We start from the raw sequence: 25,418 nt of genomic DNA, 5'->3' as shown, positions 1-25,418 counted from the left end.
GTGTTCCCCCCAAAGTTCTGACTGTTCCCTGTCGTCAATCATGATTGTATTATGTGCAGATGTACTGCGGAAAAAATTTCTTAGCTCCCCCTGATACTGCCCGGTACCTGAATTTACAAAAATTACATCACCATTCAGTGCAAGCTCGAAACTCAGACAGTCGCAATGGGCATGTCCTCCCATATAGGACGGTCCGATTTTTCCGCAATCGAAAAGGAGTGCAGCTTTCTCCGTATACAGTTTGTAATAGCCAGATTCTGAAAATGCTGTCTCTGCTAATTTTTTTTGCTGAGCACTTTTCCGAAGTCCTTCCCGCTTTACATATACCTGACCGACTCGTCCAAAGATCCCGTATCCGCAAATACGTCCTGCCGCTTTTACCAGTGCCTCCTTGCTTTTGCTTACATTATTTCCAGCATCATTAAAAAGAGGCGTGCGGTGAAACCCTTTTTCGATGTTTTCAATAACCAACGTCATTTTTTGAATCGTCGGAATGAGCTTTTCTGCATCTCCCTTATGTTCCGTAGATATAAGTACTTCATGTATACGAAGAATGTCCTCCAGGATAATCTTATGATACATAAAGCTTCGTTCAAAATGCATCCCGTCTTCAAGAATTTGTTCCTCTATTTGTTTTAACAGCAGATTAAAATATTTATGATAGGTTTCTTGTTCTCTAAACAACAGGCTGGATATGACAATCGTTTTTAAATTTTCAAAATAGTGGTTTGCAAGAAGCCCCAACTCCTGTGTTCTTAACAGATATTGATATTGCTGATAGATACTGGTTTGTAACTGCGCTCCTATGCTTGTTTCAGCTATTCTGTTTTTCAGTAGTTCCATACAGATCAGAAGATTCGGAATTCGCATGGAAATCGTGTATGGTTCAAAACTGTCCTCGGAAGATTGCTTCATCCATTTATTCAGCAAATTTTCAAATTTACAGAAATATTGTTCATCCAAAGTTTGCTCATATTTTACAGCTAACGGAAGCAAAAACTCCAGATAATGCAGATTATAATTCCATAGATGCAGCGCATCCGGGATATTCCAACAATCTTCTAATTTATGTGTTTCATGAAGAAGCGTAATCTCATCTTTTAATAAGCCTTCCCTATTGAAGCGATGTAAATATTCTTTATCAAAGTCAAGTTCTGGAATCACAATGTTAAATTTTTGAATATCTGGTACATGAAGCTTTTTTATACTGTCCAATAGCTTCTCTTTTCTAGATCTAAATACCCGATTTTTAATTTGATGTTTTATCTGTACAGGTTTTAGAAATTTTACTGTATTCCAATAGAGAGAGATCTTGTCTGTTCCACTCATCCAAAAAGTACCTCAAGCAATTTGTCGGCCAATACTTTTACACTTCTATTTTTACGGATATAATTTCGTCCATTGATACCGAATTTTCTCCGCTCTTCCAACGACATCCTATATACTTTTTCTATTTTAGCCGCCAGTTCTTCCGCATCATATGGCTCGAATACCATACCGCCTCCGCTCTCTGCAACCTCATCATCCTTATACAGAAAACCATATAGAACACAGGAGCCAGAATATAAATATTCATTAACTTTATTTTTGGATACACCATATTTGTATACTTCTTTATGTCCCTTGACCTCTAAATGGGCCATGCAGATATCGCTGTGGCTGATTAATGCCGGAACCGCTTCTTTGGGAATTCTATCATATACCAATGCATTACAGATTTTATTATCTTTGATATATCGCTCCATCCCTTCCTTTTCGTGTCCGGAACCCACAAAAATCATTTTAACAGGCAGTTCTTTCGCTTCTAACTGTTTTAATGCCTCCAGCATTACATATACCCCTTCATAGGTCATATAGTAACCTGCAAAAGAACAGACAAATGAGTCTTTCATAAACTCCCGGATTTCGTTTGGAAGCAAATCCGTTTTCTTGCTGTTTTCATCAAATCGTTCACAGTCCATTGGCTGTCCGATTAAATAAACCTTACTTCTGGGAATCCCCAGTTCTCCACAGATATATTTATCTCCATGATACATAGAATAAATGATACGGTCTGCACGAAGGAATGCCCAACGTTGAATTACACCGAAAAACAACACCATCGGATCCGCAGCCTTTTTATCTCCGCTGACTACCCAGATCCTGGGCCAGAAATCACGGACTTCCGCAACAAAACGTATTTGATACTTCCTGGCAATCCTGTAAGCCGCTACCCACGCCAAAGGGTGAACAGAGCATCCAGTGACTACATCCGGTTTCCCATATCTTCTTGCGATAATTGCTTCATATTTAACCACCTTATTCAAAAAATCAATCATATTTTTTGCACGCCCGAAACCGCCATTAGACTCATAGGAAGTTGTTTTTAAATAGATATAATGAACACGGTCGGCTATTGTGCTGACTTTGACTGCTTTTTCTGAAATATATGTGTGAGTGAAATGGCAAAATCCTGAAGCGATCACAACCACATTGTAGCCACGCCTGCCAAGCTCCCTGGCAAAATCATATTGACGCGAAATACCGCCATATTGTGGTTCGGATGAATAATGGTCGATAATCCAAATTGTCTGCAATCCTGTTACGCTCCTTTTTTAATTTCTCTGTCTGCAGTACTCTCTATATCTGCTTCTGTTAATTCTATTGATTTTTGAAAATCATTTACTTGATAATCCAGACCGCTATACACAGACAAGGTCTGACTGTATATGCTGTTTCCGAACGCCTTATTTACCATTCCTGATATCTTCCCAGCCATATGGGACGCCGCAGTTACAGCCGGATTCAAAAGTCGTGTGACCTTGATCGGATGCCAGGCCATGTCTGCAATTCCTTCTACCATTGACGCTGTTTCTGCATATTCGTTATTCTGCGGAAAATAAATACCGTCTTCACCGGAAAGCATAAGCAGACATAAAAACTCACACAGATTATCAATATGAAGTATCGAGCGCAAATTATTCACTGCCGGAAAAGCAGGTACATTCTTCGCAATTTTGGACAAAAGCGGATAGTTTCCCTTACTTCCTTTTCCGTATATCATAGGAGGCCTAAGCACTGCCACGTGAAAATTTTCATTCTTTAATCTGCGCACCAGTTTATCCGCCTGCCATTTACTATCCCCATAAAAATTCGCAGGAGCAGGAAGTGTATGCTCATCTATCACCTTCCGTTTTCCTAACGGCGCGGCTTCTCCATAGATGATCATAGAGGACATGAACACAAACTGTCTGACGCCTTCCGCCTTTGCCTTCCTTGCGGTCTCAACTGCCAGATCTGTATTTACTGCATAATATCTGGCCTTTGTTTCTTCATCTACATTGCCCACATCCGCATGAGCAATTCCTGCCACATGAAATACGCAGTCATATTCTCTAAAGTCCTTTTCCCTCCATGTACCGTCAATCATATCCACAGTATCTATGGTGAAGTTCTTGCCATAATTTTCCCGGGCATATACCTCAAAGGATTCACCAATATAGCTGTTTGCCCCGGTAATCAAAACACGTTTACGATTCTCAGCACTTGTATTTATCTCAAATTTCTTTTTATATGCATAATCTTCAAATCCTGCATCATCGATGCAGATCTCTTCTGCTCCATATTCCGCTTGGCTATCAGTCTTTCTCTTTTTTATTCTGCCATTATTTTGATTGGCAGCTTTTATCTTATGTATCTCCCCAGTCCCGCCTTCCACAACGCCGTCTCCGCCCGCAACTGACAGTACCGTTCCAAGAAAACATTTCAAATCAAAAAACAGGGCCTTCATCCCGCCCTGTCGTAAATGTTTCACATATTCTCCATCCAACTTTGCCTTATCCGGTATTTCCAGTTCGTCCCGGCCATTGATCTGCGCCCATCCGGTGAGCCCCGGAGTGACACTGTTCGCAAAATATCGGTCGCGCTCTCTGATCAGATCATCCTGATTCCACAGTGCCGGTCTTGGACCGATAATGCTCATCCGGCCCCGGAAAATATCCCAGATCTGCGGGAGTTCATCCAGGCTGGTTTTTCGAAGCACGCAACCAACTCGTGTAATGTACTGTTCTGGGTCGCTTAACTGATGCGTTGGTACGTCATGAGGCGTGCTCATCTTCATACTGCGGAATTTATGCAGGAAAAAGAATTCCTTATCCTTCCCCACACGTTTTTGCGTAAAAAAAATCGGCCCCGGATCATCTAAAAATATCGCTGCGGAGATCATTGCAAACACTGGCGCTAAAAGCACAAGCCCCAAAAAAGAAAGTAATCTATCAATTGTTGGTTTTAAAATCCTCTCGTAAAGTGATAATGATGTATTCGAGATTCTTGTTCCAGTTATGTAATTATCAACTTCTACTTGATTTCCTTCTGTTCGAAAATATGATTCAGTAAGATACGGATTCTCATCATTAATATCTTTGCCTTCTTTTCTTTTTTCTGCCACGGCCTTCATTATAATGAATAATCCACCGAAGATTCCTGCTACAATGTTTAATTTTCTAATGTAATTCTTTCTAGACATGCTAAACAATTTTCTCCACTAAAAAACTGTGGATTTTTGCGTAACATGCAATCCACAGCTTTAGGTTATTTCAATATTTTCAATATCATCATTGACAAAACTCCCATTGAATCTCAGACAAAAACTGCACTTACAGCTGTTTTTATTTTAAAAATGGGCATGCTTCGCCATTTCGCTTAATTTCTTAATGAAGTCAGCCGTAAAACAAACTGTCAACAACGCACTCCACTATCATTCCAGCGAATTCTTTTTATCTCATCACAAAATATAACATCCACAATTTCCCAAACGCGACGAAGCGACGATTTGAAATCTCCTGGATTTTTACCTTCTGTTATAGCAAACACAAATCTGCTCCCCATTCATTTATCCTATAATGAGGGCAATACGAATGATTCTCATTTATCATTCTATACCAAGGCTCTTCTCTCGAAGGTCCCCCGCTTCCAGGCTTTTGCAAAGAACCAAAGTACCTCTGCCCTGAACCTGTTTTACGGAGGCTTTCATCCGTTACGGATATTGGCCCGCCTCAAGACCGAATCTATATCTACCCCAGGGATTCCCTGGAATCATAATACAGCTATTGCAAAAAGATTTTTTATAGCCATCGGCACATAATCTACTTCACTGTAGTTTTCCAGATACATGCCGCCATATAGGAGTATTTTTTCCTCTAATCAATATTTCCACCGAGTACTCCGGCTGTTTTTATGGAAATTTACGGCTTATGCGGTGGAGAATTTTCGTAAAGTATGTTACTCTACGGCAACGAAAATACACCGTTTTTTCCTGAATTACTTTTATACCATAGCACATTTGTTCCTGATTGTAAATATTTTTTTCTATTTTCCAAGCGGTGCCTGCTTTGCCGTATCTATCCATTTTTCCCTGAAAATCGCTATTTCCCCTGATTATTCCACAATTTTTATTCATTTCATTTTTTCATCAGCAAATTTTACAGCCATCAAAAACGCAGTCAAAGGCTGTATTGCGTTCAGTAGAGATGTGCCCGCTATTTTCAAGGCATTGCAATAAAATGATGGACAGCAATCCCTCCCTTTTGATTTGTAACACAAATTTTATAGCAGTCATTTTCAACCGTCAAATATAAAATCAAGTTATTCTACCCCGCATTTTCCTGTGGAATTTCTTAAGATTTCTATCCGTTGTCGTAGAGTAACATACTTACGAAAGTCCATCCTCCTGTCCTTGATAATTTCTATGCGCTTCTCAAATCCAACTTTTTTTCGTGCATTGTGTTGACATATTACGAATAAATATTGTAATATTAATTATCATTATGAAGAAGGAGTTATCCATATGGCAAATTTAAATATTCGTGTTGACGATACACTAAAAAAACAGGCGGAAACTATTTTTTCTGAATTAGGAATCAGTCTTTCTGCGGCGACAACGATGTTTCTAAAGCAGGTTGTGCGATACAATGGAATCCCTTTTGAGCTTCGTGTCGATCCATTTTACTCAGCGGAAAATCAGGCTCGCTTATTGAAGGCTAAGGAACGTATGGAGCAAACAGGCGGCAAAGTTCATGAACTGATTGAGGTGGATGATGACGAAATCATGGGATGATTTTGCCTGGGAGGATTATCTTTACTGGCAAAGTCAGGATAAAAAAACGTTAAAGCGTATTAACCAATTACTAAAAGATATCGACAGGAACGGCTATACGGGTATTGGGAAACCCGAACCATTAAAAAGTGATATGAAAGGTTATTGGAGCCGACGCATTGATGATGTCAATCGCCTGGTCTATCGCATAGCAGATAACCGGATTGAGATTCTGCAGTGCCGTTCTCATTATGGTGATAAATGATCAATCCCCCGGAGCCTTCACTCTCCGGAGGATTTTTTATCCGCCATTTTCTTCATGCAGATCCAATAATTTTTTTCGCTTGCATACCTCGCTTTTTTTATATACTCTTCAAGCTCCTCCGGCGCCCGCAGCCAGTCTGACCGCACGATCCCCAATCGAAGACATCTTCTGGCCTCTCGCATCTGCTCCTCACTCTTCCCATCCCTCTGCATGTTCTCCAATACCCTGGCAGCCCTCTTGTCATAGCGCGGATGGGTAAACATCTGCAGCTCCGGAACATATTCCAGCTCGAAAAGCCGGTTCTCTCCTGCCTCCGGCAGAAAGCAGACTTCCTCGGAGGTTCCTGTGATATGCAGATAATATAAGGATGCCCTGTTTTTCCCTTCTTTTTTGCGGATGATCCGCCCCAGACGCTGGACTCTCTGGCGCTGCGCAGAGGTGCCGGAGAGAATGATCCCCACAGTCGCGTCCGGAATATCCACACCCTCGTCCATGGACTTGCAGGCGATCAGGATCCGAATTTCATTGACCCGGAAACGCTCCAGAATATTTTTATTGGCCTGATCCCCCATCTTGGAATGGTACCGTCCCGCCCTTCCCGGACAGGTCTCCTGTAACAGCCGGTACAATTCCTCCGCTTGGCTGATACGCTCTCCGAAGATCAGTATTTTTTCATGGTCCGCAAGATTTTTTATCAGCTCACATGCACAGGCGATCCTTGCCGATGCCTGACAGACCAGGCTTTTCCTTCTATAAGAAAGATACATATATTTGGATGCCGCTTCCGCAATCTCCTTATTTTTTCCGGCGGCCATCGCGCGCAGCAATTCGTAAAACTCACCCTGACTCAGCTTGTCCAAAAACGGCTGATCCCTTTTCAGCTTATAGTACAGCGTCAGCAAGGCATCGGTGAGTTCATCATATTCGCATCGTTCATCACTTTCAAATGACAGTCCGATATGGTAAATGTCATATTTGCATACCGTGCGCAGGGCGGATGCCCGGGACATCTCGTAGCTGTAAATTTTCCGACCCAAAACGGATGCCAGGAAATGCTGTGCCTGCCCGGACGGAAGCGTAGCGGAAAGCCCCAGTGAATAGAATTGTGTTTCTTCCGGTTTGATATATGGCAAAAATTCAAAGATCAGCTGGTTCTGCCCGCTTACGTAGTGGTGGCATTCATCAGCGATCAGCAATACGGCTTCCCCATTTCTGAGTTCCGCCAGAATCTGTCTGGCCAACTCATAGCGTGCGGAATTGATCACATAGATCATATATCTGCAGTCCGGAGATGCCTGATGGCCGCCGCCCCGTAGGCCGATCAGTCCGCGCAGAGCAGCCGGAGGTTGTTTTTTCCCATGAGACGAAATCAGATATTCTCTCAGCGCGCGGTCCCACTGCCGCATCAATCCCCCTGTAGGAACGACGATCTTCACATGGAGTTCCTGCCCCAACATCCGCTCCAGACGCGCGGCCGCCGTCAGGGCCAGCAGGGTCTTTCCGGAACCGGTAACCGCCTGTACCAGGCCCCTGCCCCTATTTGAAAACCATCGCTCCAGGCACTCTTCCTGCCATTGATAAAGCTTCTGTCCCATGTCAATTCTCCCGCTGCCTCTTCACACTCATTTAGTAATAAAGCCGTCTCCCTTCTCTTTTGAAGCCAGGGAGATTTGTCACCAATTTCCACAGGAAATTGATGACCTGCTTGCGCATCGGCGCAATTCATTATAATTTGTCACCAATTTCCGCCAGGAAATTGATGACCTGCTTGCGCATCAGCGCAATTCATTATAATTTGTCACCAATTTCCGCCAGGAAATTGATGACCTGCTTGCGCATCAGCGCAATTCATTATAGCATGGATAACATATGCCGACAACAAATCTTTCCAATTTTGAAAACTGCGCTTTTTTCATTACAGTTCTCGGCCTTTCAGACTGTAAATTATACCCATTTTTCACAAAATTTCCCATAAATTATTGAACAAAACATTGCAAACCGACACCATTTCATATATACTTTTCATAGTTCATCGAAAGCCGATTCTACGTGGTTTTCGTGGAATGATCATGCATACAGCCATTGATTTCAGCAACATGGCATCATCGTTACAAAGGTCCGTTTTTATAACCCGAAAGGAACGGCCTTTTACAGGCGAATCGTACCATACCATAGTTTTCATGGCTGTAAATATACCAAAAGAAAAGGATGAAAACATGAATTACGAAGATTTTTACCAGGACCTGCAGCCCTATGAAAAATCGGTGAAGGACAGTCTTTCTTCTCTCCAAAAGCTTTTCAAAGCAGTCTCCCGGGAGACTGAGAGCGGGGATGTCAAGAGCCTTGCCCGTGACTTAAACGCCATGGAAACGGCAGTGGCAGACATTGCCTCCTCTTTGAAGGAGCTGGTCGGTGTGGTAGATGATTTTGATACACAGGCTTATTTTGAAAATGGAGATTTTGCGGAGCAGATGCTTGCCTCCTGTGAGGAAAAGGGGGTCGATGTCCGGGGTGAATTTCCTGTCTATGAGATGTTCCCCTATCGCGTAAAGCTGGACACGGAGAGCCAGGATGTCTACCTTGACCGCAAGAAGCTGCAGTGCATGCGCCCCCAGAGTCTGGTAGATGTGATCCAAAGCAGCCAGGAGAAGCTCAACAAGGCCTCCTTCAATGCACTGACCTTTGCAAATGAATTGTCTGACGCCTATGACCTGGCGCTTTTAAAACAGAAGCGCCGGCCCGGGACAGACATTTATCTTACCAGTCTGTACAAGTTCCTGGCACCCATGAGCCGTTTCCGGAAGGATTACAGCCAGAAGAGCTTTGCGTTCGACCTGGCCAGGCTCTATACTTCCGGAATAGAGGAAACCAAAAACGGAAGGAAATTCCAATTCGGTCCGACCCGGGATCAGAATAAATCCATCCGTATTCTGGATCAAAACGGAAATGAGCAGTTCCTGGCTACCATCTGTTTCTTTGACGAAGAAGAATAAGAGGTGAGAGTATGAACCCGGATTTCAACGATAAAAATTACAATGATGACGCTGCGTCTTCCGCATTGGATTCTGCCTGCCGGCTCACCTGCGGGATTGATTTTCTGACGGATTTTTGGAAGGAAAAGTATCTTCAGGAATACATCAAAAACGGCGGCAGCAAGATCAAGTTCATCACCGGGCGCAGCGGAAGCGGCAAGTCTCATTTTCTGCGTCTGATGACTTCCATTGCCCAGGACGAGCATTACAAGACAGTCCGTTTTTCCGCAAAGAATATCTGGATGCATGATTTCAGGGAGCTCTATAAGGAGATCTTTCTCCAGTGCGGCATCATGGAATGCCTGGAGGGCATCAGCCGGCATCTGATCCGCGAGATGGGCTTTGATCAGGAGGAGATCCCGGAAGGAATGCGTTTTATTGATTATCTGTCTGAAAATAACCAGTTTGACGCATTGACCCGGCGTGAGATCCGCACCCAGTTAAAGCACATCTTTCTGGAAAATCCCATGCTTGACAATAATTTTGCCCTAGCGTGCAGCATGCTCACAGGAAGTATCCTGGGCTATCCTGTCCTGGAGGAGCAGAACAAGAATCTCCTTCTGGCATGGCTGGAGGGCGACCGGACGATCAAGCTTTCCCAGCTTCGGGCATTGGACTTTTATCCCAGCCGCATTACAAAATATAACGCAAGACACATGCTCCGTTCTTTGACGGAAGTGATCCATCTGGGCGGATATTCCGGATTGTTCATTGCCATCGATGACCTGGAGATCCTGATCAGCCGTTCCAGCCTGGAACCGGTGCATTATACCAAGATGAAGCGTGAGGATACCTATGAGAGTATCCGGCAGCTGATCGATGACATCGACAGCATGAAGCATATCATGTTCGTATACGGTTTTGACCGGGAACTCATCGACAATGAAAATGCCGGACTGAAATCCTATCAGGCTTTATGGATGCGGATCCAGAATGAGATCGTCGGGGAACGCTTCAACCGGTTTTCAGATATGGTGGATCTGGACCGGCTGGCAGCGCAGGAATACACACCTGATGTCATTATTTCTATTTCCAAAAGCCTGGCGGAGCTGCAGAAAAATGTGCAGGCATCCCCATTGGACCATGAAACAGCCGTGGAAATCGCGGCCCAGGCCCGGACCGGAGCTATCGGCATTCCCCGGCTAATCCAAAATATAATGCAGGAGGTAGGGATTGATGTATGATATTGAAGCAAGGCACATCATAGAAGCACTGCGTTCCGGCGTCCCATCCCGTGCCGTGGGGCAGTATTTTTCCGAAGCAAGGCCCCGGATCATGCGGGAGATCTCCGACCGCCTGGATTCGGTCTGCGACGGCGGAAAGTCCAGCGGAATGATCATCAGTGGAAAATACGGCGAAGGAAAGACCCATCTTCTGAATACTGTATTTAACCTGGCCCATTCCAACAATATGGTGGTTTCCTATCTCACTCTGAGCAAGGAAACTCCCATGGACAAGCTGTATCTGGTCTATCAGAAGATCATCCAGAACACCTATCTGCCCAAGCGCCAGCAACCGGGATTTATGCAGGAGCTGGAAAAAATCTCCGCAAACAGTCCGGTGGCCAGCGAGATGCTTTTCTATGCGCTGCAGCAGTTGGAAACGGACAAACTGTATTATCTGTTCCGTTCCTATCTGAACACAGAGGATTCTGACGAAAAGTTCCTCCTGCAGGCCGATCTGGAAGGCGATTTTGTCGCAAATGCCGCTTTAAAAAAAATCTACCGCCGAATATTTAATGAAACCGTAAAATATAAAGTCAATTTTACAAAAACCCGGCACTGCAGTGACTATTTCAAATTTATGAGCCATCTCTTTACCCAGATGGGGTATCATGGGTGGGTCATCCTGATCGATGAGACTGAGCTAATGGGACGTCTCGGCAAAAAAGCAAGGCTGAACGCTTACCGCAATATGGCCCGCTTCCTGCTTCCGGAAAAATGTCCGGAAAATACATTCAGCATCTTCGCACTGAGTGCTTCCTACACAGAAGATGTCATTGAGTCCAAGCACGAATATGAAAATCTGGAGGACGTTTATCCGGATGAGCCGGAGCCTGCCAGAACAGTTCTGGACCTGCTGGTAAAAGCGCCGCAGCTTGTACCGCTGACCAAAGATGAGATCAACAATGTATTGTATAAAATACAGGATTTCCACGGTAAGGCCTATGAGTGGACACCGAACCTGTCCCTCTCCTCCCTGGCGGAGTCCACCCAGTCCGGGGGATATCTGCTCCGGACGAAGATTCGCGCGGCAATTGAATTTTTAGACCAGCTCTACCAATACGGAAAAGCCGGGAATACCACGGTGAATGAGTTGGGGGAAGAGACGTTTACGGAGGATGTTCCATTGCTGGATGATTAATAGTATGATCCGCCCGTCAAATGAGAACTTTTGACGGGCGGATCATCTATGTCCTTCTCAGGAAAAATCCCGTACCAGAAGTTCATCCTCTGTCAGCAGTTCTTCCACCGTTCCCAGTCCCAGTTCTTCCAACACCTTCCGGACATAAGGATTTTCCAGCGGTGTATTGTAAGGGGCTTTTCCTGCATAGGCGTCTACATAACCGGTTCCTTCTTCCACACCCAGAATTGCTTTCGGACCGCCCACACAGCCGCCCACGCAGCCCATTCCCTCGAAAAAATTCGCATCCGTCTTCCCTTCTTTGATCCTGCGGATCATTTTCATGCAGGCCTTGGTTCCGTCTGCCTGCTCGGTGCGGACCTGGATCTCCCGGTCCGGGTGCAACTGATATACCATCTCAGTGACCGCATGGCTCACTCCTCCGGTTCTTGCGTACAGCCGGCCTGCCTTGGAGGCGTGCTCTTTTTCAAGATCCGCAAGCTCCTCCGGATGGATATCCGCTGCCCTGAAAATGTCCTGCAATTCCTGAAATGTCAGCACATAATCCACCGCATCCGCAATGTCCGGCTCCCGTGCCTCCTTCTTTTTTGCCAGGCAGGGGCCGGCAAAGACCGTTACCGCATCCGGATGGATTCGTTTGATCATGCGTCCGCAGGCAACCATGGGGGAGACCGCGCCGGGCACATGGGGCATCAGCTCATGGTAGATCTTACGGATCATGGAGATCCAGATCGGACAGCAGCAGCTTGTCAGCTGATAGTCCCCGGTATGCTGTACATGCCGGTCAAATTCCAGCGCTTCTTTCAGGGTCAGGATATCCGCAAACAGGGCCACCTCCACCATCCCGGTAAAGCCCAGCGCTTTAAAAGCCGTGCGGAGCTGCCCGGGAGTCACATGCTCACTGAACTGGCCGAAAAAGGCCGGAGCTACCATCATGTAGGCCGGACCTTTTGCCTCCCGCACTGCCTTCATTGCCGGAAGTACGTCCCGGCTTGCCGTCAGCCGGCCGTCTCTGCAGGCCTCAATGCAGGCCTCACAGCCGGCGCAAAGCTCCGGGTTGATCGTCAGCTTCCCGTCTTCGTCCGGTCGGATTGCGTCAAAGATACAGCTGTTCTGACAGGCCCGCTCGTAAGCGCACTCCTGGCATTCATCAATATGCAGGACCGGAGCGTACTGTTCCGGATGGAGCAGGCAGTTCAGATGGTATGGATCGTAATCCGAGGGCAATGGCTCGTCCAAATTGATTTTTCGCTCAAGAATATCCTGGTATAATTCATCAAATGTCTTCATAGGTTCCTCTTTCTTCCAAAAAATAAAATGTCGCTTATATCCTATTATGGACCCATTTGAAGAATTTTATTGACTGAAATACATACTTTTTAGGCACTTAACAACAATTTCTTGCGCAAAATGGCAAAATTTTTCCACCTGTACGGTTGCAATCCGAAGTCACATTTTTATGCAATTTATTGCAATGAAAATGCGACTTCGGATTAGCAACCGTACAGGTAGAATTTTTGTATTGTGCTTTTCCGGTTTATCCGGGTTAGGAGTTATAGGAAAATAACTCCTTATATCGCATTCCCGAGCATATCCGCTATATATTTCCTGATTCCTTCCTCGGAACCAATCCCATACGTTTTGTCCACAGCCACATAATATTCTCTGATGCTGTCCTTCGTAAGCGTTTTATTGGAAGGGATCTGATCGTCATATCCGCTGCGGGCATTCTGCCAGGGAGCTTCCTGATGCGTGATCCGCTCCATAGTCCTGCCCCCGTAGATCCCAAAGGTGTTAATGACCAGATCGGCAGCCCTTCTCTCGTCAGCCGTCAGGTGTTCCGCGCTTCCTTCAAAGACAGCGAAACGCGGATCATCAATCGGATTGTACTTAAAATCCCGGAACAGGTCGTAAACCTTCGGATATACGGGCCCATGAACCCATGCCCGGCAGTCCTCTTCAAAAATCGGCCTGCCGTATAATGCCGAATGGACCCCCTGGATAAAGTAAATCAGCTTCTGCAGCATCAGAGGCGTCACCTCATCCAGCTTTTCGAAAATGTATGCGATCACCCGGAGCATATTATCCGACACAGAAAACAGCTCCTCCAGGCCGGCTGCCGCGTCCATTGCCTTATGGTATGCGGTATCCGCGATCTTTTCCCGGTTTTCATTCAGCAGCTTTTTCATAAAAGCCGGGGACGTGAGCGCGGCACGCATGATATCGGAATATTCCTTAGACGGCACCTGGCCGGACAGGTATCTGGATACCGTCACCTCACCGAATCCAAGGGCTAATGACAGCGGAGCCTTCCCAATCTTGTAGATCTTCATCAGCTTCTCAATGTCATCCACCGTCACAAGCCCCTCGGCAGCCCTGTACTGTTCGTCTACCTCCCGGACATTCTGATCCATAAGTCCGGGAATCCCCATCTCTTCGCCGCACTCCGGACATACTGCTATAGTGATCACAAACTGGTAAGCTTTATCCCGGATTGTTTTTGTAATGGTCTTCTTCTGCAATACGTATTCTGTGTCTTTTCTGCACTCCACACAAAAATCCATTCTTCTTTTCTCTGCCATGATAGCCACCTCCATCTATTGAAAGCAATATGTAAGCGGATGCCTCTGTCTGTGAAAAGAGATCACAATGACAAAACCTGTTTCCAGATTGTTCATCTTAATGTATAATGGGACAATCGTTTCCTCTGTTCCATTCCTCTCCAAAAGCAATACCTCCTTGCCGAAAACGTATAATCGTTCCTGCTCAAATCCTTTATGTTCGTTCTGCAATATGCGCGAAAAATCCATCGGCTCCAGGCTCAATAGAATCTCCCTGGCCCCTGCTTCGTCTATCACGTAATCCAGAAATAAATCGATATTGTCCTGCCGCTTCGAATTCCTCGCGATTCTGTATCTGCCCTTTTTTACTGCACCCTTCACCTCCGAAAGATATGCTTCGATGTCCTCCCATGTAATGTTCAATATATTCTCCTCTTTAGGATATGATTGGATTTTTAGCTTTTTCTATCATTATCATAACCCAATGATAGGGTTTTGTCAATACCCTATCAATACTATTTCGTCGCAACCACTTTTATTGTTTTCATGCGATACTTTCCATTTATAAGTTTTTCCTTTCCATCCGGTCCAGAATCCCGTCCACATCCACCCCCGGATGTGTCAGATACATCCTGCACACCTGTTCCGCAAATCTCTCATCAATGTGATTCCGGGCGGCGATCTCCGCAATCCTTCTTCCGGCGTCAACCTCCTTCATGATCTGCCGGACCATCCTGTACATATCCTGTTCTGGAATCTTTATCTTTCCAGGCGCCTTTGCTGCTCCTCTTTGCCCTGTTCTGACCGCAGGCTCTTCATGAACGCCTGCAGCCTTACCCTCTTCTGATATCCATACCGGATTTTCCCCATGAGATGTTCCCTTTCCCATTGCAGGTATGTCCAGGCAGTCAATCCTCTCCGTTTCCATCCGATGCTCAGCCGGATACAGAGTGAGAAGCATCATCGTGACCGGCAGGCAAAATCTCCTCGGCCCGCAGCTTCCCGGATTCAGGCAGGCTGTATTTCCCAGACGCCCCACCTCATATTTATGGGAATGACCGCAGATGATAAGATCCACTCCCGGCAAATCCTTCCGGATCAGTTTTTTGTCATGGATCATATAAATACGGAATCCGAAGAGTTCTATTTCCAGCTCTTCCGGCAGTTCCACCTGTCCGGCTTCAAATTTATCTGCCCGAACTTCAAATCCACCTGCCTGAGCTTCAAATTCTTTTGTGCGGATCTTCACATCCTCCGCGCATTTCCGTCTCTCTGTTTCACGGGCATAAAATTCCCTGATCCGGCCCGAGTCCACATTTCCGCGGACCGCATATGTGTCTCTGATACCCCTGAGTTGTCTGAGAACTTCCGGCTTTCCAACATCTCCTGCATGCAGTATAGTCTCGCAGGTTTTTAAAATCTCCGCCGTCTCCGGCCGTAATATGCCGTGTGTGTCTGAAATCACTCCGATGCGATGTCCATCCATCCTGTTTTACCTCCTGCCGCTTTCTTCTCCCCACATTTCTCGGTCTGCTCACAAACTGCTTTTCCCTGCTGTGCGGCTGACGCAATACTCACGGCGGATTTCATCGGCCGTGAGTATCACAATTCAGAACACCAATTCCTGCTGCTCCATCACCTCAATCTGCGACACCACCATGGTCTCCGGTTCATTTCCCCGCAGATGGTTGGCCCGGAGGTACTGCATGCCGCCGCGCAGACTGGCCGCGATCAGATTGAGCACGTAGATATTGTCAAACCGATTGTAGATGCTGTCCCCGCCAAGCCCGGTCAGACAGATGAGCTGGGTATTGGTCTTTTTCGCCACATCCATGAGGGGCTTCAGCAGATGGGACGCATTGGTCTGGGCAAATGGGTTGTCCATGAGCAGCACCTTTCCTTCGTTGCGGTCCGCAAAAATGTCCGTCTCGTCCTTGCGCATATAGTACAGCAGACTGGACAGAATCACGAATGCGGATAAAAATCCTTCCCCGCCGGAGTTTTTTGCCACCTCGGCCCAGGTGATGGGATATTCCCGCTGGGCCTCGATCTTGTAGAGGCGGATCTGCACATTACCGATGCCCACCACCGTATCGTACAGATTTCTTGTGGTCATGCGGGTGCCGAAATATTCCTGGGCATTTTCGTTTCGCTCAAAAATGCCGATCCCCTTCTGCGTCAGCTCATCGATCAGATCCTGCAGCCGGATGTGGTACAGATTTTCATTTTCCTCCCATACCGGAAGCTGGATCTTCAGCATCTTGATGGCACGCTCCCGGACCGTGATGGTGGCATTCTGGTCGATCCGGCCAAGGTTGCGGTGAACCTCCCGGAGATAATCCTCCAGCAATTCCGCAATCTTCTGCTTCTCCTTTTCCACCACGGAAATATCCACTTCCAGCTTTTCCATCAGGCTGTCATAGGACTGGATGGTGGTTTCCATCTGGCGCCGCACCTGACCCGCATCGTCGGACAGCTCCAGCATGGCCTCCAGCGGCTTCTTATAATAATCCTCCTGAAAATGCTCATCCCGCACGATCTGGTTCAGCACGCGGACCAGCTGCTCCTTCGCGTCCTGCCTGGATTTCACGTATTGATTGTAGTCCCGGATGAGGATGCCTTTAAAATTCCGCAGTTCCTTCGCATTCATTGCCATAAAATCCCGCTCCCAGACGATCGGTTCTTTTTTCTCAAATTCACTGTATTCTGCCAGCGCGGTCAGGTTTTCGTCCAGGCTGTGGAGGCGCTTCTGCAGCTTGTCCGCAGTATTTTTCAATTCCCTTTCCTGATATTTCAGCTGGTTCTTCCGGGACTCAAAATCCTGGTTCTGGATCTCCGCTTTGGGCAGAGGTTCCTCCCGGCCGCACTCTGTCCGCATCCGTTTCAGAAGGTCCGCCTTCTGCTGGGTGATAACGGCGATCCGCTTATCTTCCTCGTTCCAAAGAGACTGCTTGGTTTGGATCTTCATACGGCGGTCTTCCAGAAGGATCTCCTGACGGGATTCCTCTTTTCGGCTGTAACGCGTATCCTGCCAAGCATTTTCTGTCAGACCGTATTTCTTCTGTAAATGTCTCAATTCCTGATCCGCGTCCTTGCAGCGTCTGCCGCTCAGCTGCTCCTGACGCTCCAGTTCCTGTATCTCCAGCGAAACTGTAGCAGTGACCGCCGCGTATCTGGCTTCCATATCCGCCACGATCCTCCGCAGATCCGGCTGGATCTGAACTGCTTCCCACCGCCCGCGCCAGTCCTCCCCGGCTTCCTTCTCCGCAGGCTCCGTATATTCCTCATACCTCCTGTACTTCCGCACCGCCTCCTGCTGTCCCTCTTCCTCCCGGAGCAGCGCGTCCCTCTCCGCCTCCAACGACTTCTGCCGGTCCCGCAGCTTTTCCAGTTTTTCCCTGGACAGCTTCTGCCGATCCGTGAGCCTGCTCATTTCCTTCCTGCACAGCTCCAGCTCCTGCCGGAAGCGCGCATATTCCTCATACGCTCCCCGAAGCTCCTGGAAGTCTTCCGTTTTCCGCCGCTGCCGTTCCAGCTCCTGGTCCATCCTGCGGATCTCCTGCTCCTGGCGTTCCATCTGCTCTTTCCGTTCCGTCAGTTCCTGGGAAGCCGCCCGGATCTCCTCGTCCGTGCCCCGAATCTGATCCGCCAGCTCTGCAAGCCGCTTCTCATTTTCCTCATAGCTTTCCCGGCTCACCGACTGGTTTTTCACCTGCTCCTGACGCTCAAAATACTGCTGGTATTCTTCCTGGCGGATCCGGACCGCCTCCTGCTTCCGCCTGATCTGCTGCTCCTTTTCCGCAACCAGATCCCGAAGTTTTTCTTCATCCAGAAGATTTTCATTGAACAGGACATAGAAACTGACATCCCCGAACCTGCGGACATTTCCCGGATCCTCCCCGGCCCGCTTTTCCAGATGCTCCCGCAGAATGATGGGAATCGGAAACGAGGTACAGATATTTCCCGTATGACGGGACAGCTTTTCCAGCTCCTGCTTCGACAAGATCAATCCATAGGGCAAAAAGGGATGGCTGCGGACCAGCTCCTGATTTTCTTTTTCCGGATATCCGTTCTTTTTCAGCCATTCCATCCCGTATACGACATGGATTCCAAGCCCCGCAAGCTCTGCCTCCAGCTCCTGGGGCAGCTCCAATACCTGGCCCTTTGTCAGCCGCTGGTACTCCTTTTGCAGACTGTCCTCTTCCTTTTCCAGATTCCGGCGAAGGTTCGCGATCTCTGCCAATTTCCGCCCGGATGCGTGAAGGATCTTTTCCCTGTCAAACAGCTCCTTCTCGTCCAGGTCCAGATATTTCAGGATCACCCTCCTTGCTTCCAGTTCTTCCTCATACAGGCTTCGTGTCCGGCTCTGCTGCTCCTGCTTGGCCCTCCTGCGGATCTGCTCCTCCCGCATGTCCGTCAGCTTCCGCTCCCGGCTCCGCTGGGCTTCCTTTGACATCTCCAAAGCCTTTTTCGTTTTCAGGCGTTCCCGCCCCAGTTCCTCCATCCGGTTTTCCTGGGCTTCCTGAAAGATTTCCATCGTTCCCGGTTCATATTCTCCCAGGATATTGCGCACAAAATGCTCCTGATACCGGGTGTTGAACTGCTCCTCCTGCCGGTCATAGGACTGCACCTGGCTTTTCAGCGCGCCTTCTGCCGATACCCTCTCCCGAAGCCGCCCTTCCAGATCGGACTGGATCTGCTTTTCCTGGAAAATGTTTTCTTCTGTCTCTGCAATGCCCCGGCTGTTTTCCTGCTGCCTTTTCCCGTTCTCCTCCAGTTCCTTCTCATAGTGACAGCGCAGCACATAGCCCAGGCGGTTCCGCTCCGGCTCCAGGTTCACATTTTTCTCCCGCGCCACGCGAAGCCGCTGCAGAGCCTTGTCCCACTCCGCTTTTTCCTCATCTGCAAGCCGCTGCTGCTTCGCGCAGGCCAGCAGATGGAGCCGATGGGTGATCTCCTCCGCTTCCCGCTCCAGCGCTTCCTTTTCCATGGAGACCATGTCCCGGTTGCTCAGGTGAAAGCGCATCTGCTCTTCCAGCCGATAGATCTCTCCGGACAGCTTTTCATATTCAATATGGGCGATCTGCGCAAGTACCTGTTCCATCCGCGACAGGATATCCTCGTACTCTTCCTTTGTCACGGCCTGCAGGCGTTCCAGCTCCGCGATAAAATGAGCCACCAGATTTTCCTGTTCCTTCTCCTTCCGCTCCCCTTCCCGGTAAACGGACAGCTTCTCCTGGATCTTCCGCGCTTCCTGCTTAAACAGGCGGATCGTATCCCGGCGCTGGATCTTGGAACGGTTGTCCTTATACTGGCCCACGTATTTTTCCAGAATGCTCTGAAATTCCTTCATCCGGTTCCGCTCTTTATTCAGCTTGCTCTCCACCGCGTCCAGAAACCATTTTTCCACCAGTCCCTTCTCGTCCCGGCAGTCGGAAAACAGCTCGGAAAGTCCGGACTCCTTCAGATTCACCTTTTTGATGATGCTTTCCCACTCCTTATAGTGGATCTGGTATTCCTGTAATTTATCAAAATACTGTCTGGACTGCGCCCCGTTGTTCATATCGTAATAGAAAAACTGCAGGGAGCGGTCCCGTTTGTATCCTTCGAACATCTGCCGGCAGGCCGAAAAATTTTTCAGGGTCATTTCCTTTTTTCCCTTTTCCACCACCGGGAGATGGTGGATGTCCTGCAGGCAGGAGGCCCGGTATTCACAGACAAAATTGACCATCTCCAGCTCTTCCCCGCTGTCGCTGTCCTGGCTTCGACGCGCCATCATCCCGGTCAGCACGAAGCCTGCGTTCTGATCCAGAGCCCACTCCACCAGGATGAAGGAGGGCTTGCTGGTGGTGAAATAGCTCTCAAAGGGGCGGTCCTTGGCGTCCCGGTAGCGTTTGTGGACAAAGGGGGCGGTCAGCATCTGGACCAGGACGGATTTTCCCCCGCCGTTGCGCAGGGAGATCAGCGTGCTTTCGCCGTTGAAATGGAAGATCTCGTCACTGATCCGGATGGCGTTGTTGTTGTAATTGATATTGATCAGACGGGCTGCATTTATTTTGCTCATTGTGTTTACCTCAACTTTTTCGTATTCCTATTGAACCTGACGGATTGCCTGGACTGGGGACAACTTTTAATCAAGCTTCCTTATGCGCCCCAAGAACCCGCAGCACCCGCTTATAGTTGTTCTGGTTCAGCAGGTTCCAGTCCATAAAGTTGTCCAGCTTCTTTGTTGTTTTGATCATTTCGTCCTGCTCCACATATTCGATCAGGCCCTGCTTCTGCAGAAATGTCAGGATATGATGGAGGAAGCCCTCCTTCGTGGTCCTGGCGCGTGAACCCTTCTCATCAGATTTCAGTGCTTCATAAGCCTCCAGCATATTGGAAAACGCGATCCCCGCCTGCTCCTCCTGATCCTCCGGCACATTTTCCGCGCCTTCCTTTAACCTCCGGGAAATGCAGTTCTGTAGCTCACCCACACGCATATATTCCCGCGCCTTACTGCTGCTCCCCTGTCCGTCGAAAAATTCCACAAGAAGGGTCAGGATCACGAACTGGGATAAATAATAATCCTTATCCGTGGAATTGGATTTGCAGAGCACGTTTTTCAGCTGCGCCTTGGAAAAGCCGAGGAAATGATTTTCCTCCTTCGGGATCAGGTAGATCACATTACCGTAGCGTTCGACCGTACTCTGAGCCGCCTCCCCCTGGGACTTGACCAGGTTCTGGATCTCCTCCTGCTCCGCGTATGCCTTGAACAGCAGGCCTTCCTCATCCTCCCGCAGCTCGTGGTGTTCCAGAAGATAATAAAAAATCTCCTGGCTGATCCTGATATCTCCAAATTCATATGCCATGAAAATCACCTCTCTCTTTCTTCTCCCAGTCATCCTTCTGCACAAATGACATCACAAATCTCCTATGCCCCTTCTTTAAGATCCACACAGATCCGCACATTCGAACACCGAATGTCTTTCCGTTCCCCGTTTTCATTTCGGATCCCCGCAAAGGTCACTGTCCCGGCCTTTTCCAGGCGTTCCACCCGAATCCGCTGTACATCCGACAGCTCCGGATTTTCCTCGGTCAGCTGCAGCAGCATCTCATTGAGCTGAAATTCCTCCTGCTGGTCCTGGATGAACTGGCTCCGTTCCTTTCGCAGCACATCCAGCTCCATTTCCCGGTTCCTGATCAGCTCCACCATGATCTCCTTGAAGATCTCCACATTGGGGATCAGCCGGTCACGGAACTCCACCTGTTCCCGAGTCCGCTCCTCCACCTGTTCCAGAGTGATCTCCCCCTTCTCCGCGCGGACAGCTTGCTCCAGCAGTACAGTCAGGCTCTGCTCATAGCGTTTCAGCTTTTCCCTCCGGAGGCGTTCCTGTTCCCGCTCCCATGCTTCCTCGTCAAAATCAATCGTTTCCCGGGTATCCTCCTCTGTCTGTCTGCGCACCGGGCGCTGCAGCTGGAACGCCTTGTTCAGGTTGTAGACCTTCTCCGCGTCCTGATTGAACAGGGGCCGCAGGAAATATTCCAGCTCCTCCAGAGCGGCCGGATTTTCCAGAAGCTTATCATATAATTCTGTCCGCAGGGAAAAACGCCGGATCAGCGACATCCGGGTCAGGTCTTCCAGCTCCCGGGTGTACAATGCTTTTAAATCCAAATGGCTCCCCAGGATCTTCTGGTGTTCGTCAATGGCGCGGTTCAGATACCACTCAATCTCCCGCAGATGCCTGAGTTTTTCCTCCTCCTTCGGGCTGAGCCGCCGGACATTGATGTTGGTCTCTTCCAGCTCCTGCACGCGGCTTTTTACCATTTCCCGATAATTCTGAAATTTTTTCTTGGTATCGTCGATAGTCTCCAGATTTTCATGAAGGATCTGCTCGTAGTCACGAACCGAATAATTCAATGCATTTCTCCGGATCTTCCCCATCGCTTCCTGGATCTTCTGGAGCTGGATCCGAAGCAGGTTAAATACGTTCTTGATCTCATCCGCGGCTTTGTCATAGCTCTGCTTTTCCAGGTGCATCTGGAAGATCATCTCATGGATGGTCAGCTTCATATTATTCTCGATTTCCAGGGTTGCCAGTAAAAGATTGTACCCGTCATCCGTAAGGTAATAAGACGTGCGCTTGAAATCCTGATCCACATAGACGATCCTGTTCGCCACGTAGCTGATGTGCATGCTCTGATATGCGTTCTCTTCGAAGTCATAGCCGTCAAAATGCATGGCCCTTCCCTCGTTGGAAAGGATCACATTGACGATAAAATCCCCCAGTCCGCGGCAGTCCTCGTAGGACATGTCTTTCCGGAAATACTGGACGTTGATCGCGTCGATATAGGCGCCGATATCGTCCATGGTACAGTTCTCCTCCTTCAGCGACTGCTCCATGATGTAGAGCATCACGGCGAAGATCAGGTTGAACTGCTCGTCCGTTTTCTGAAATCCGCGCTGCTTCCAGGTCGTTTTCTGCAGGCTGTTCTGGATCAGGACCGTGTACAGCCCAACATTTTTCATCCTTCTCGGAAAATGCTTTAAAAATTCATACTGCATCTGATGTTTCCTCTTTTATAAAAATCAGTATTATTCACGGTGTCTTACCTTGCCGCAAGGCATCCGGCCAATAAAACGGCGGTTAAAAGTCTGAAATATTCAATATTTCCTGCGGAATATACTTCTCCTCTTCCAGGATCCGGCGCATGGTTTCCGCACATTCCGGTGTGAAATACGAAAAGAACGCCTCCCGGATATTCCGGTTCTGCATTTCCTTCGTCTCCGGCAGGTCTTCCCTCTGTCCGGCCTTTTTCATCATGGCCTCATATGCCGGAACGAAGGGGAGGATCTCACGGGAATCCCGGCAGAGCTCCGCCAGGCTTTCATAGATCCCGATCCCTTCGTAGTCCAGGTCCCCGAAATAGAAGATCCGGTTTCCCTCCGCCTTCATATAGGACTCCACACAGAGTTCAAAGTCCTGAAAGGATCTCCAGATCCTTTTCCCCGCGCCGTAGATCAGTGTTTTGATCCGCTCCCCCAGGATCGTTTCATTTCCCCCCTGCAAATGCCGGCGCATACTGTAGAAGGTGTCCTTATTTTCCAGGATCAGCAGATTCTGGGGCACGTCCCTGGTGTGGGAATAGTAAGAAAGCGGCTCCGAAGTCCCGTACACATTTAGCAGATCCAACTCCAGCCCGCAGCGCTTCAAAATCTTTTTTCCCTGCTCCCGGGACAGAAATTTTTCCCGGTTCCAGATCTCGAAGCTGCGCTCATTGACCGATTCCTGATGTTCCAAAAGCTCCCGCCGTTCTTTCAGATAGGTGTTCAGCAGCAGGACCCATTTCCTGTCCTGCTCGTAGATGGAAAGGTGATTTAGATAATAATCCACGGAAAGAAGCGGGACAAGCTGATACATCAGCTCTTCCCGCAGCTCTTCATAATTCTTCTGTTCCTCTGCAAGCCAGTACTCCCGGTACAGGACCGGTGTCTTGCCGTTGGTGCCGGACGCCTTCACCGGCCGGATCCTTCCGGAATCCAGCAGGCCGCGGATACGGCGGTACTGGCCGGCGTAGTTTTCATTTTGGTATGGTTTCAGTAATTGCTCCAGAGAGATTCGCTTCACCGGCCGCCTCCTTCCCGATTTACCCTAGTACAGCATCCGGCCAGAACCCGACAGCTCATAAGTTCAATTTCCGGCTGGATGGCACACTAAAGCTCATCGTAAAATTTGTATCCGCTCCGGCTGTATTCTTTCACATAGCACAGCGCCCTTTCCGCCTTCTGGTAGGTCGAGTCATCCATCCCGGCAGGGGAGAATGCGATCCCGGTGCTGATCGTCACCTTTGGGAACCCGTCCCTGCTCTTCCCAAGCTCCGTACTGATGGAAACGAGCTTATTGATGATCGCGTCTTTGAGCTCCGGAGTAATGTCTGTCATGATCACGGCAAATTCATCCCCGCCGATACGCGCGATATAGTCGCTGGTTCGGAACTGATCCTGTAGGATCTTTGCCACCTTCTTCAGAACCAAATCTCCGGTATCGCGGCCGTATCCGTCATTGATCTTTCTATATTCATCCACATCCATCAGGAGCAGCGCCAGCGGGGTCGTACCGGACTTCATGATCTCACGCAGCCGGTCAAAGGAATCCCGGTTGGAGATTCCGGTGAGCGTGTCATGCTCGGCCTTGTAGCGCAGCAGTTCCTGACTGGTCGCATTGGCCTCGAAAATGTCGTTATAAGTCAGAGCAAGATACCGGAACTCGTAGGAACCGACGGCCTCCATCAGCCGGCCTTCTTTGATACAGCTGATGAAATGCCGCAGCGGCCGCATGACCAGCGCGATGATCATAATGAACACCAGGAGATTCAGTACAAACAGGATGCTGATATACCCTCTCTGCTGCGTGATCATGCTCTGCAGGGATTCCACGCTGACTGCCTGTCTCTGCCCGGTTTCCGCCACAATATCATCCAGAAACAGACCGATGTCCTCCATGATCCCCGCCTTGGCTTCCTGATAGGCATCGTTGAACACCATATCCTGGCCCTTACTGAGCATCTCCTCCGCAGAAAGCTCGCTGTCCTCCGCCGTAAGCTGGATATCCTTTACTTCTCCGGGAAGGTTCTTCTCGGCTGCCCCTTTTGCAGAGGAGACCAGCTTCATCGCATAAAGCTCTCTGGAGATCAATTTGTTGGAATTGAAAAGTGCTGCCTCCAGGTATTCACTCGCTTTCTGGCTGAAGGAAAACTTGCCGAGCTCGTCCAGAGCCCTCTCCCGGCGCCTTGTCTCGTTCACTTCCTTCAGATAGGCGTCTATATACTGGAGATCCGAAGTAACAGCGTACAGCCGCGCCTCCTCCGTAAGATAATCGGAGCCCTCCCGTACAAGCGCCGCGTTTTTTTCGCAGGCGATATAGTCGTTGGTTGCGGCGATCAGCTCGTCATACCGGAGAGAAACCTGTATCGTCGCGTAAATGACCAATATATATAATACACATGCCATCAAGATCATCACGCTGTTGATGGTGCGGATCCTGATACCTTTGACCGTTTTCTGCTTTTCGATTTCCATAGCATTTCCCCCTTTATTTTGGAAACAATCAATTTATTATAACAGATTTTGGGGGAAAATGTGT

General features: G+C 48.4%; 18 protein-coding genes. 5 read left to right on the top strand and 13 right to left on the bottom strand.

The window, feature by feature from the left end; all coding sequences use genetic code 11:
- The 3 genes from ACTOY7_RS06820 to ACTOY7_RS06810 form a co-directional block, all read right to left on the bottom strand.
- On the bottom strand, nucleotides 1-1,329 hold a 1,329-nt coding region (locus ACTOY7_RS06820; RefSeq protein ID WP_482672662.1), incomplete at its 3' end, for a heparinase II/III domain-containing protein.
- Nucleotides 1,326-2,576 carry a glycosyltransferase family 4 protein gene (locus ACTOY7_RS06815; RefSeq protein WP_482672430.1) on the bottom strand — a complete coding sequence of 417 codons (1,251 nt, stop codon included), beginning with the start codon at nucleotides 2,574-2,576 and terminating at the stop codon, nucleotides 1,326-1,328. The genes ACTOY7_RS06815 and ACTOY7_RS06820, both read right to left, overlap by 4 nt.
- 5 nt (nucleotides 2,577-2,581) lie before the next feature.
- Nucleotides 2,582-4,504 (bottom strand): sugar transferase, encoded by a 1,923-nt coding sequence (locus ACTOY7_RS06810; RefSeq protein WP_482672429.1) that lies wholly within the window; start codon nucleotides 4,502-4,504, stop codon nucleotides 2,582-2,584.
- A 1,320-nt stretch (nucleotides 4,505-5,824) separates the two neighbouring features.
- Between ACTOY7_RS06810 and ACTOY7_RS06805 the strand changes: the two genes are divergently transcribed.
- The gene (locus ACTOY7_RS06805; protein WP_482670326.1) at nucleotides 5,825-6,094 is read left to right on the top strand and encodes a type II toxin-antitoxin system RelB/DinJ family antitoxin; all 270 of its coding nucleotides are present in this window, start codon (nucleotides 5,825-5,827) and stop codon (nucleotides 6,092-6,094) included.
- Nucleotides 6,075-6,338 carry a Txe/YoeB family addiction module toxin gene (locus tag ACTOY7_RS06800; RefSeq protein ID WP_160284540.1) on the top strand — a complete coding sequence of 88 codons (264 nt, stop codon included), beginning with the start codon at nucleotides 6,075-6,077 and terminating at the stop codon, nucleotides 6,336-6,338. The genes ACTOY7_RS06805 and ACTOY7_RS06800 overlap by 20 nt, the downstream gene beginning before the upstream one ends.
- 17 nt (nucleotides 6,339-6,355) lie before the next feature.
- Here ACTOY7_RS06800 and ACTOY7_RS06795 read toward each other — a convergent pair whose 3' ends face one another.
- On the bottom strand, nucleotides 6,356-7,933 hold the full coding sequence (locus tag ACTOY7_RS06795; RefSeq protein ID WP_482670325.1) for a DEAD/DEAH box helicase: 1,578 nt from the start codon (nucleotides 7,931-7,933) through the stop codon (nucleotides 6,356-6,358).
- A gap of 621 nt (nucleotides 7,934-8,554) precedes the next feature.
- On the opposite strand from ACTOY7_RS06795, the gene ACTOY7_RS06790 reads away from it, so the two are divergent.
- Genes ACTOY7_RS06790 through ACTOY7_RS06780 form a run of 3 tightly spaced genes read left to right on the top strand, consistent with a single transcriptional unit; the run spans nucleotide 8,555 to nucleotide 11,734 of the window.
- The gene (locus ACTOY7_RS06790; RefSeq protein ID WP_160284530.1) at nucleotides 8,555-9,331 is read left to right on the top strand and encodes a hypothetical protein; all 777 of its coding nucleotides are present in this window, start codon (nucleotides 8,555-8,557) and stop codon (nucleotides 9,329-9,331) included.
- Nucleotides 9,332-9,342: 11 nt separating this feature from the next.
- The gene (locus ACTOY7_RS06785) at nucleotides 9,343-10,554 is read left to right on the top strand and encodes a BREX system ATP-binding domain-containing protein (protein WP_482670324.1); all 1,212 of its coding nucleotides are present in this window, start codon (nucleotides 9,343-9,345) and stop codon (nucleotides 10,552-10,554) included.
- Nucleotides 10,547-11,734 (top strand): BREX system ATP-binding domain-containing protein, encoded by a 1,188-nt coding sequence (locus tag ACTOY7_RS06780; RefSeq protein ID WP_482670323.1) that lies wholly within the window; start codon nucleotides 10,547-10,549, stop codon nucleotides 11,732-11,734. The genes ACTOY7_RS06785 and ACTOY7_RS06780 overlap by 8 nt, the downstream gene beginning before the upstream one ends.
- Before the next feature lie 57 nt (nucleotides 11,735-11,791).
- Here ACTOY7_RS06780 and ACTOY7_RS06775 read toward each other — a convergent pair whose 3' ends face one another.
- The 9 genes from ACTOY7_RS06775 to ACTOY7_RS06735 form a co-directional block, all read right to left on the bottom strand.
- Nucleotides 11,792-13,024: a [Fe-Fe] hydrogenase large subunit C-terminal domain-containing protein gene (locus ACTOY7_RS06775; protein ID WP_482670322.1), complete on the bottom strand. Its 1,233-nt coding sequence runs from the start codon at nucleotides 13,022-13,024 to the stop codon at nucleotides 11,792-11,794.
- Nucleotides 13,025-13,305: 281 nt separating this feature from the next.
- Nucleotides 13,306-14,316, bottom strand: coding sequence for a type II TA system antitoxin MqsA family protein (locus ACTOY7_RS06770; protein WP_482670321.1), 1,011 nt, complete (start codon nucleotides 14,314-14,316; stop codon nucleotides 13,306-13,308).
- Nucleotides 14,317-14,331: 15 nt separating this feature from the next.
- Nucleotides 14,332-14,718, bottom strand: a complete 387-nt coding sequence (locus tag ACTOY7_RS06765; RefSeq protein ID WP_482670320.1) for a hypothetical protein — start codon at nucleotides 14,716-14,718, stop codon at nucleotides 14,332-14,334.
- A gap of 139 nt (nucleotides 14,719-14,857) precedes the next feature.
- Complete coding sequence (locus tag ACTOY7_RS06760) at nucleotides 14,858-15,781, bottom strand: metallophosphoesterase family protein (RefSeq protein WP_482670319.1); 924 nt, start codon at nucleotides 15,779-15,781, stop codon at nucleotides 14,858-14,860.
- A 123-nt stretch (nucleotides 15,782-15,904) separates the two neighbouring features.
- Nucleotides 15,905-20,359: a hypothetical protein gene (locus ACTOY7_RS06755; RefSeq protein ID WP_482670318.1), complete on the bottom strand. Its 4,455-nt coding sequence runs from the start codon at nucleotides 20,357-20,359 to the stop codon at nucleotides 15,905-15,907.
- 70 nt (nucleotides 20,360-20,429) lie between these two features.
- Nucleotides 20,430-21,146 carry a DUF6063 family protein gene (locus ACTOY7_RS06750; RefSeq protein WP_160281651.1) on the bottom strand — a complete coding sequence of 239 codons (717 nt, stop codon included), beginning with the start codon at nucleotides 21,144-21,146 and terminating at the stop codon, nucleotides 20,430-20,432.
- A 62-nt stretch (nucleotides 21,147-21,208) separates the two neighbouring features.
- Nucleotides 21,209-22,840, bottom strand: a complete 1,632-nt coding sequence (locus ACTOY7_RS06745) for a hypothetical protein (RefSeq protein WP_160281652.1) — start codon at nucleotides 22,838-22,840, stop codon at nucleotides 21,209-21,211.
- An 82-nt stretch (nucleotides 22,841-22,922) separates the two neighbouring features.
- The gene (locus ACTOY7_RS06740) at nucleotides 22,923-23,903 is read right to left on the bottom strand and encodes a Wadjet anti-phage system protein JetD domain-containing protein (RefSeq protein ID WP_482670317.1); all 981 of its coding nucleotides are present in this window, start codon (nucleotides 23,901-23,903) and stop codon (nucleotides 22,923-22,925) included.
- Between the two features lie 86 nt (nucleotides 23,904-23,989).
- The gene (locus ACTOY7_RS06735) at nucleotides 23,990-25,354 is read right to left on the bottom strand and encodes a GGDEF domain-containing protein (RefSeq protein ID WP_482672021.1); all 1,365 of its coding nucleotides are present in this window, start codon (nucleotides 25,352-25,354) and stop codon (nucleotides 23,990-23,992) included.
- Between the last annotated feature and the right edge of the window lie 64 nt (nucleotides 25,355-25,418).

The sequence above is a fragment of the Schaedlerella sp. genome, assembly GCF_056796775.1.
This window is presented reverse-complemented; position numbering and strand designations above follow the sequence as displayed.

Coding starts and splice junctions, on each gene's coding strand:
- ACTOY7_RS06810 (WP_482672429.1), bottom strand. CDS start 4,504: ATGTCTAGAAAGAATTACATTAGAAAATTAAACATTGTAGCAGGAATC.
- ACTOY7_RS06805 (WP_482670326.1), top strand. CDS start 5,825: ATGGCAAATTTAAATATTCGTGTTGACGATACACTAAAAAAACAGGCG.
- ACTOY7_RS06800 (WP_160284540.1), top strand. CDS start 6,075: ATGACGAAATCATGGGATGATTTTGCCTGGGAGGATTATCTTTACTGG.
- ACTOY7_RS06795 (WP_482670325.1), bottom strand. CDS start 7,933: ATGGGACAGAAGCTTTATCAATGGCAGGAAGAGTGCCTGGAGCGATGG.
- ACTOY7_RS06790 (WP_160284530.1), top strand. CDS start 8,555: ATGAATTACGAAGATTTTTACCAGGACCTGCAGCCCTATGAAAAATCG.
- ACTOY7_RS06785 (WP_482670324.1), top strand. CDS start 9,343: ATGAACCCGGATTTCAACGATAAAAATTACAATGATGACGCTGCGTCT.
- ACTOY7_RS06780 (WP_482670323.1), top strand. CDS start 10,547: ATGTATGATATTGAAGCAAGGCACATCATAGAAGCACTGCGTTCCGGC.
- ACTOY7_RS06775 (WP_482670322.1), bottom strand. CDS start 13,024: ATGAAGACATTTGATGAATTATACCAGGATATTCTTGAGCGAAAAATC.
- ACTOY7_RS06770 (WP_482670321.1), bottom strand. CDS start 14,316: ATGGCAGAGAAAAGAAGAATGGATTTTTGTGTGGAGTGCAGAAAAGAC.
- ACTOY7_RS06760 (WP_482670319.1), bottom strand. CDS start 15,781: ATGGATGGACATCGCATCGGAGTGATTTCAGACACACACGGCATATTA.
- ACTOY7_RS06755 (WP_482670318.1), bottom strand. CDS start 20,359: ATGAGCAAAATAAATGCAGCCCGTCTGATCAATATCAATTACAACAAC.
- ACTOY7_RS06750 (WP_160281651.1), bottom strand. CDS start 21,146: ATGGCATATGAATTTGGAGATATCAGGATCAGCCAGGAGATTTTTTAT.
- ACTOY7_RS06745 (WP_160281652.1), bottom strand. CDS start 22,840: ATGCAGTATGAATTTTTAAAGCATTTTCCGAGAAGGATGAAAAATGTT.
- ACTOY7_RS06735 (WP_482672021.1), bottom strand. CDS start 25,354: ATGGAAATCGAAAAGCAGAAAACGGTCAAAGGTATCAGGATCCGCACC.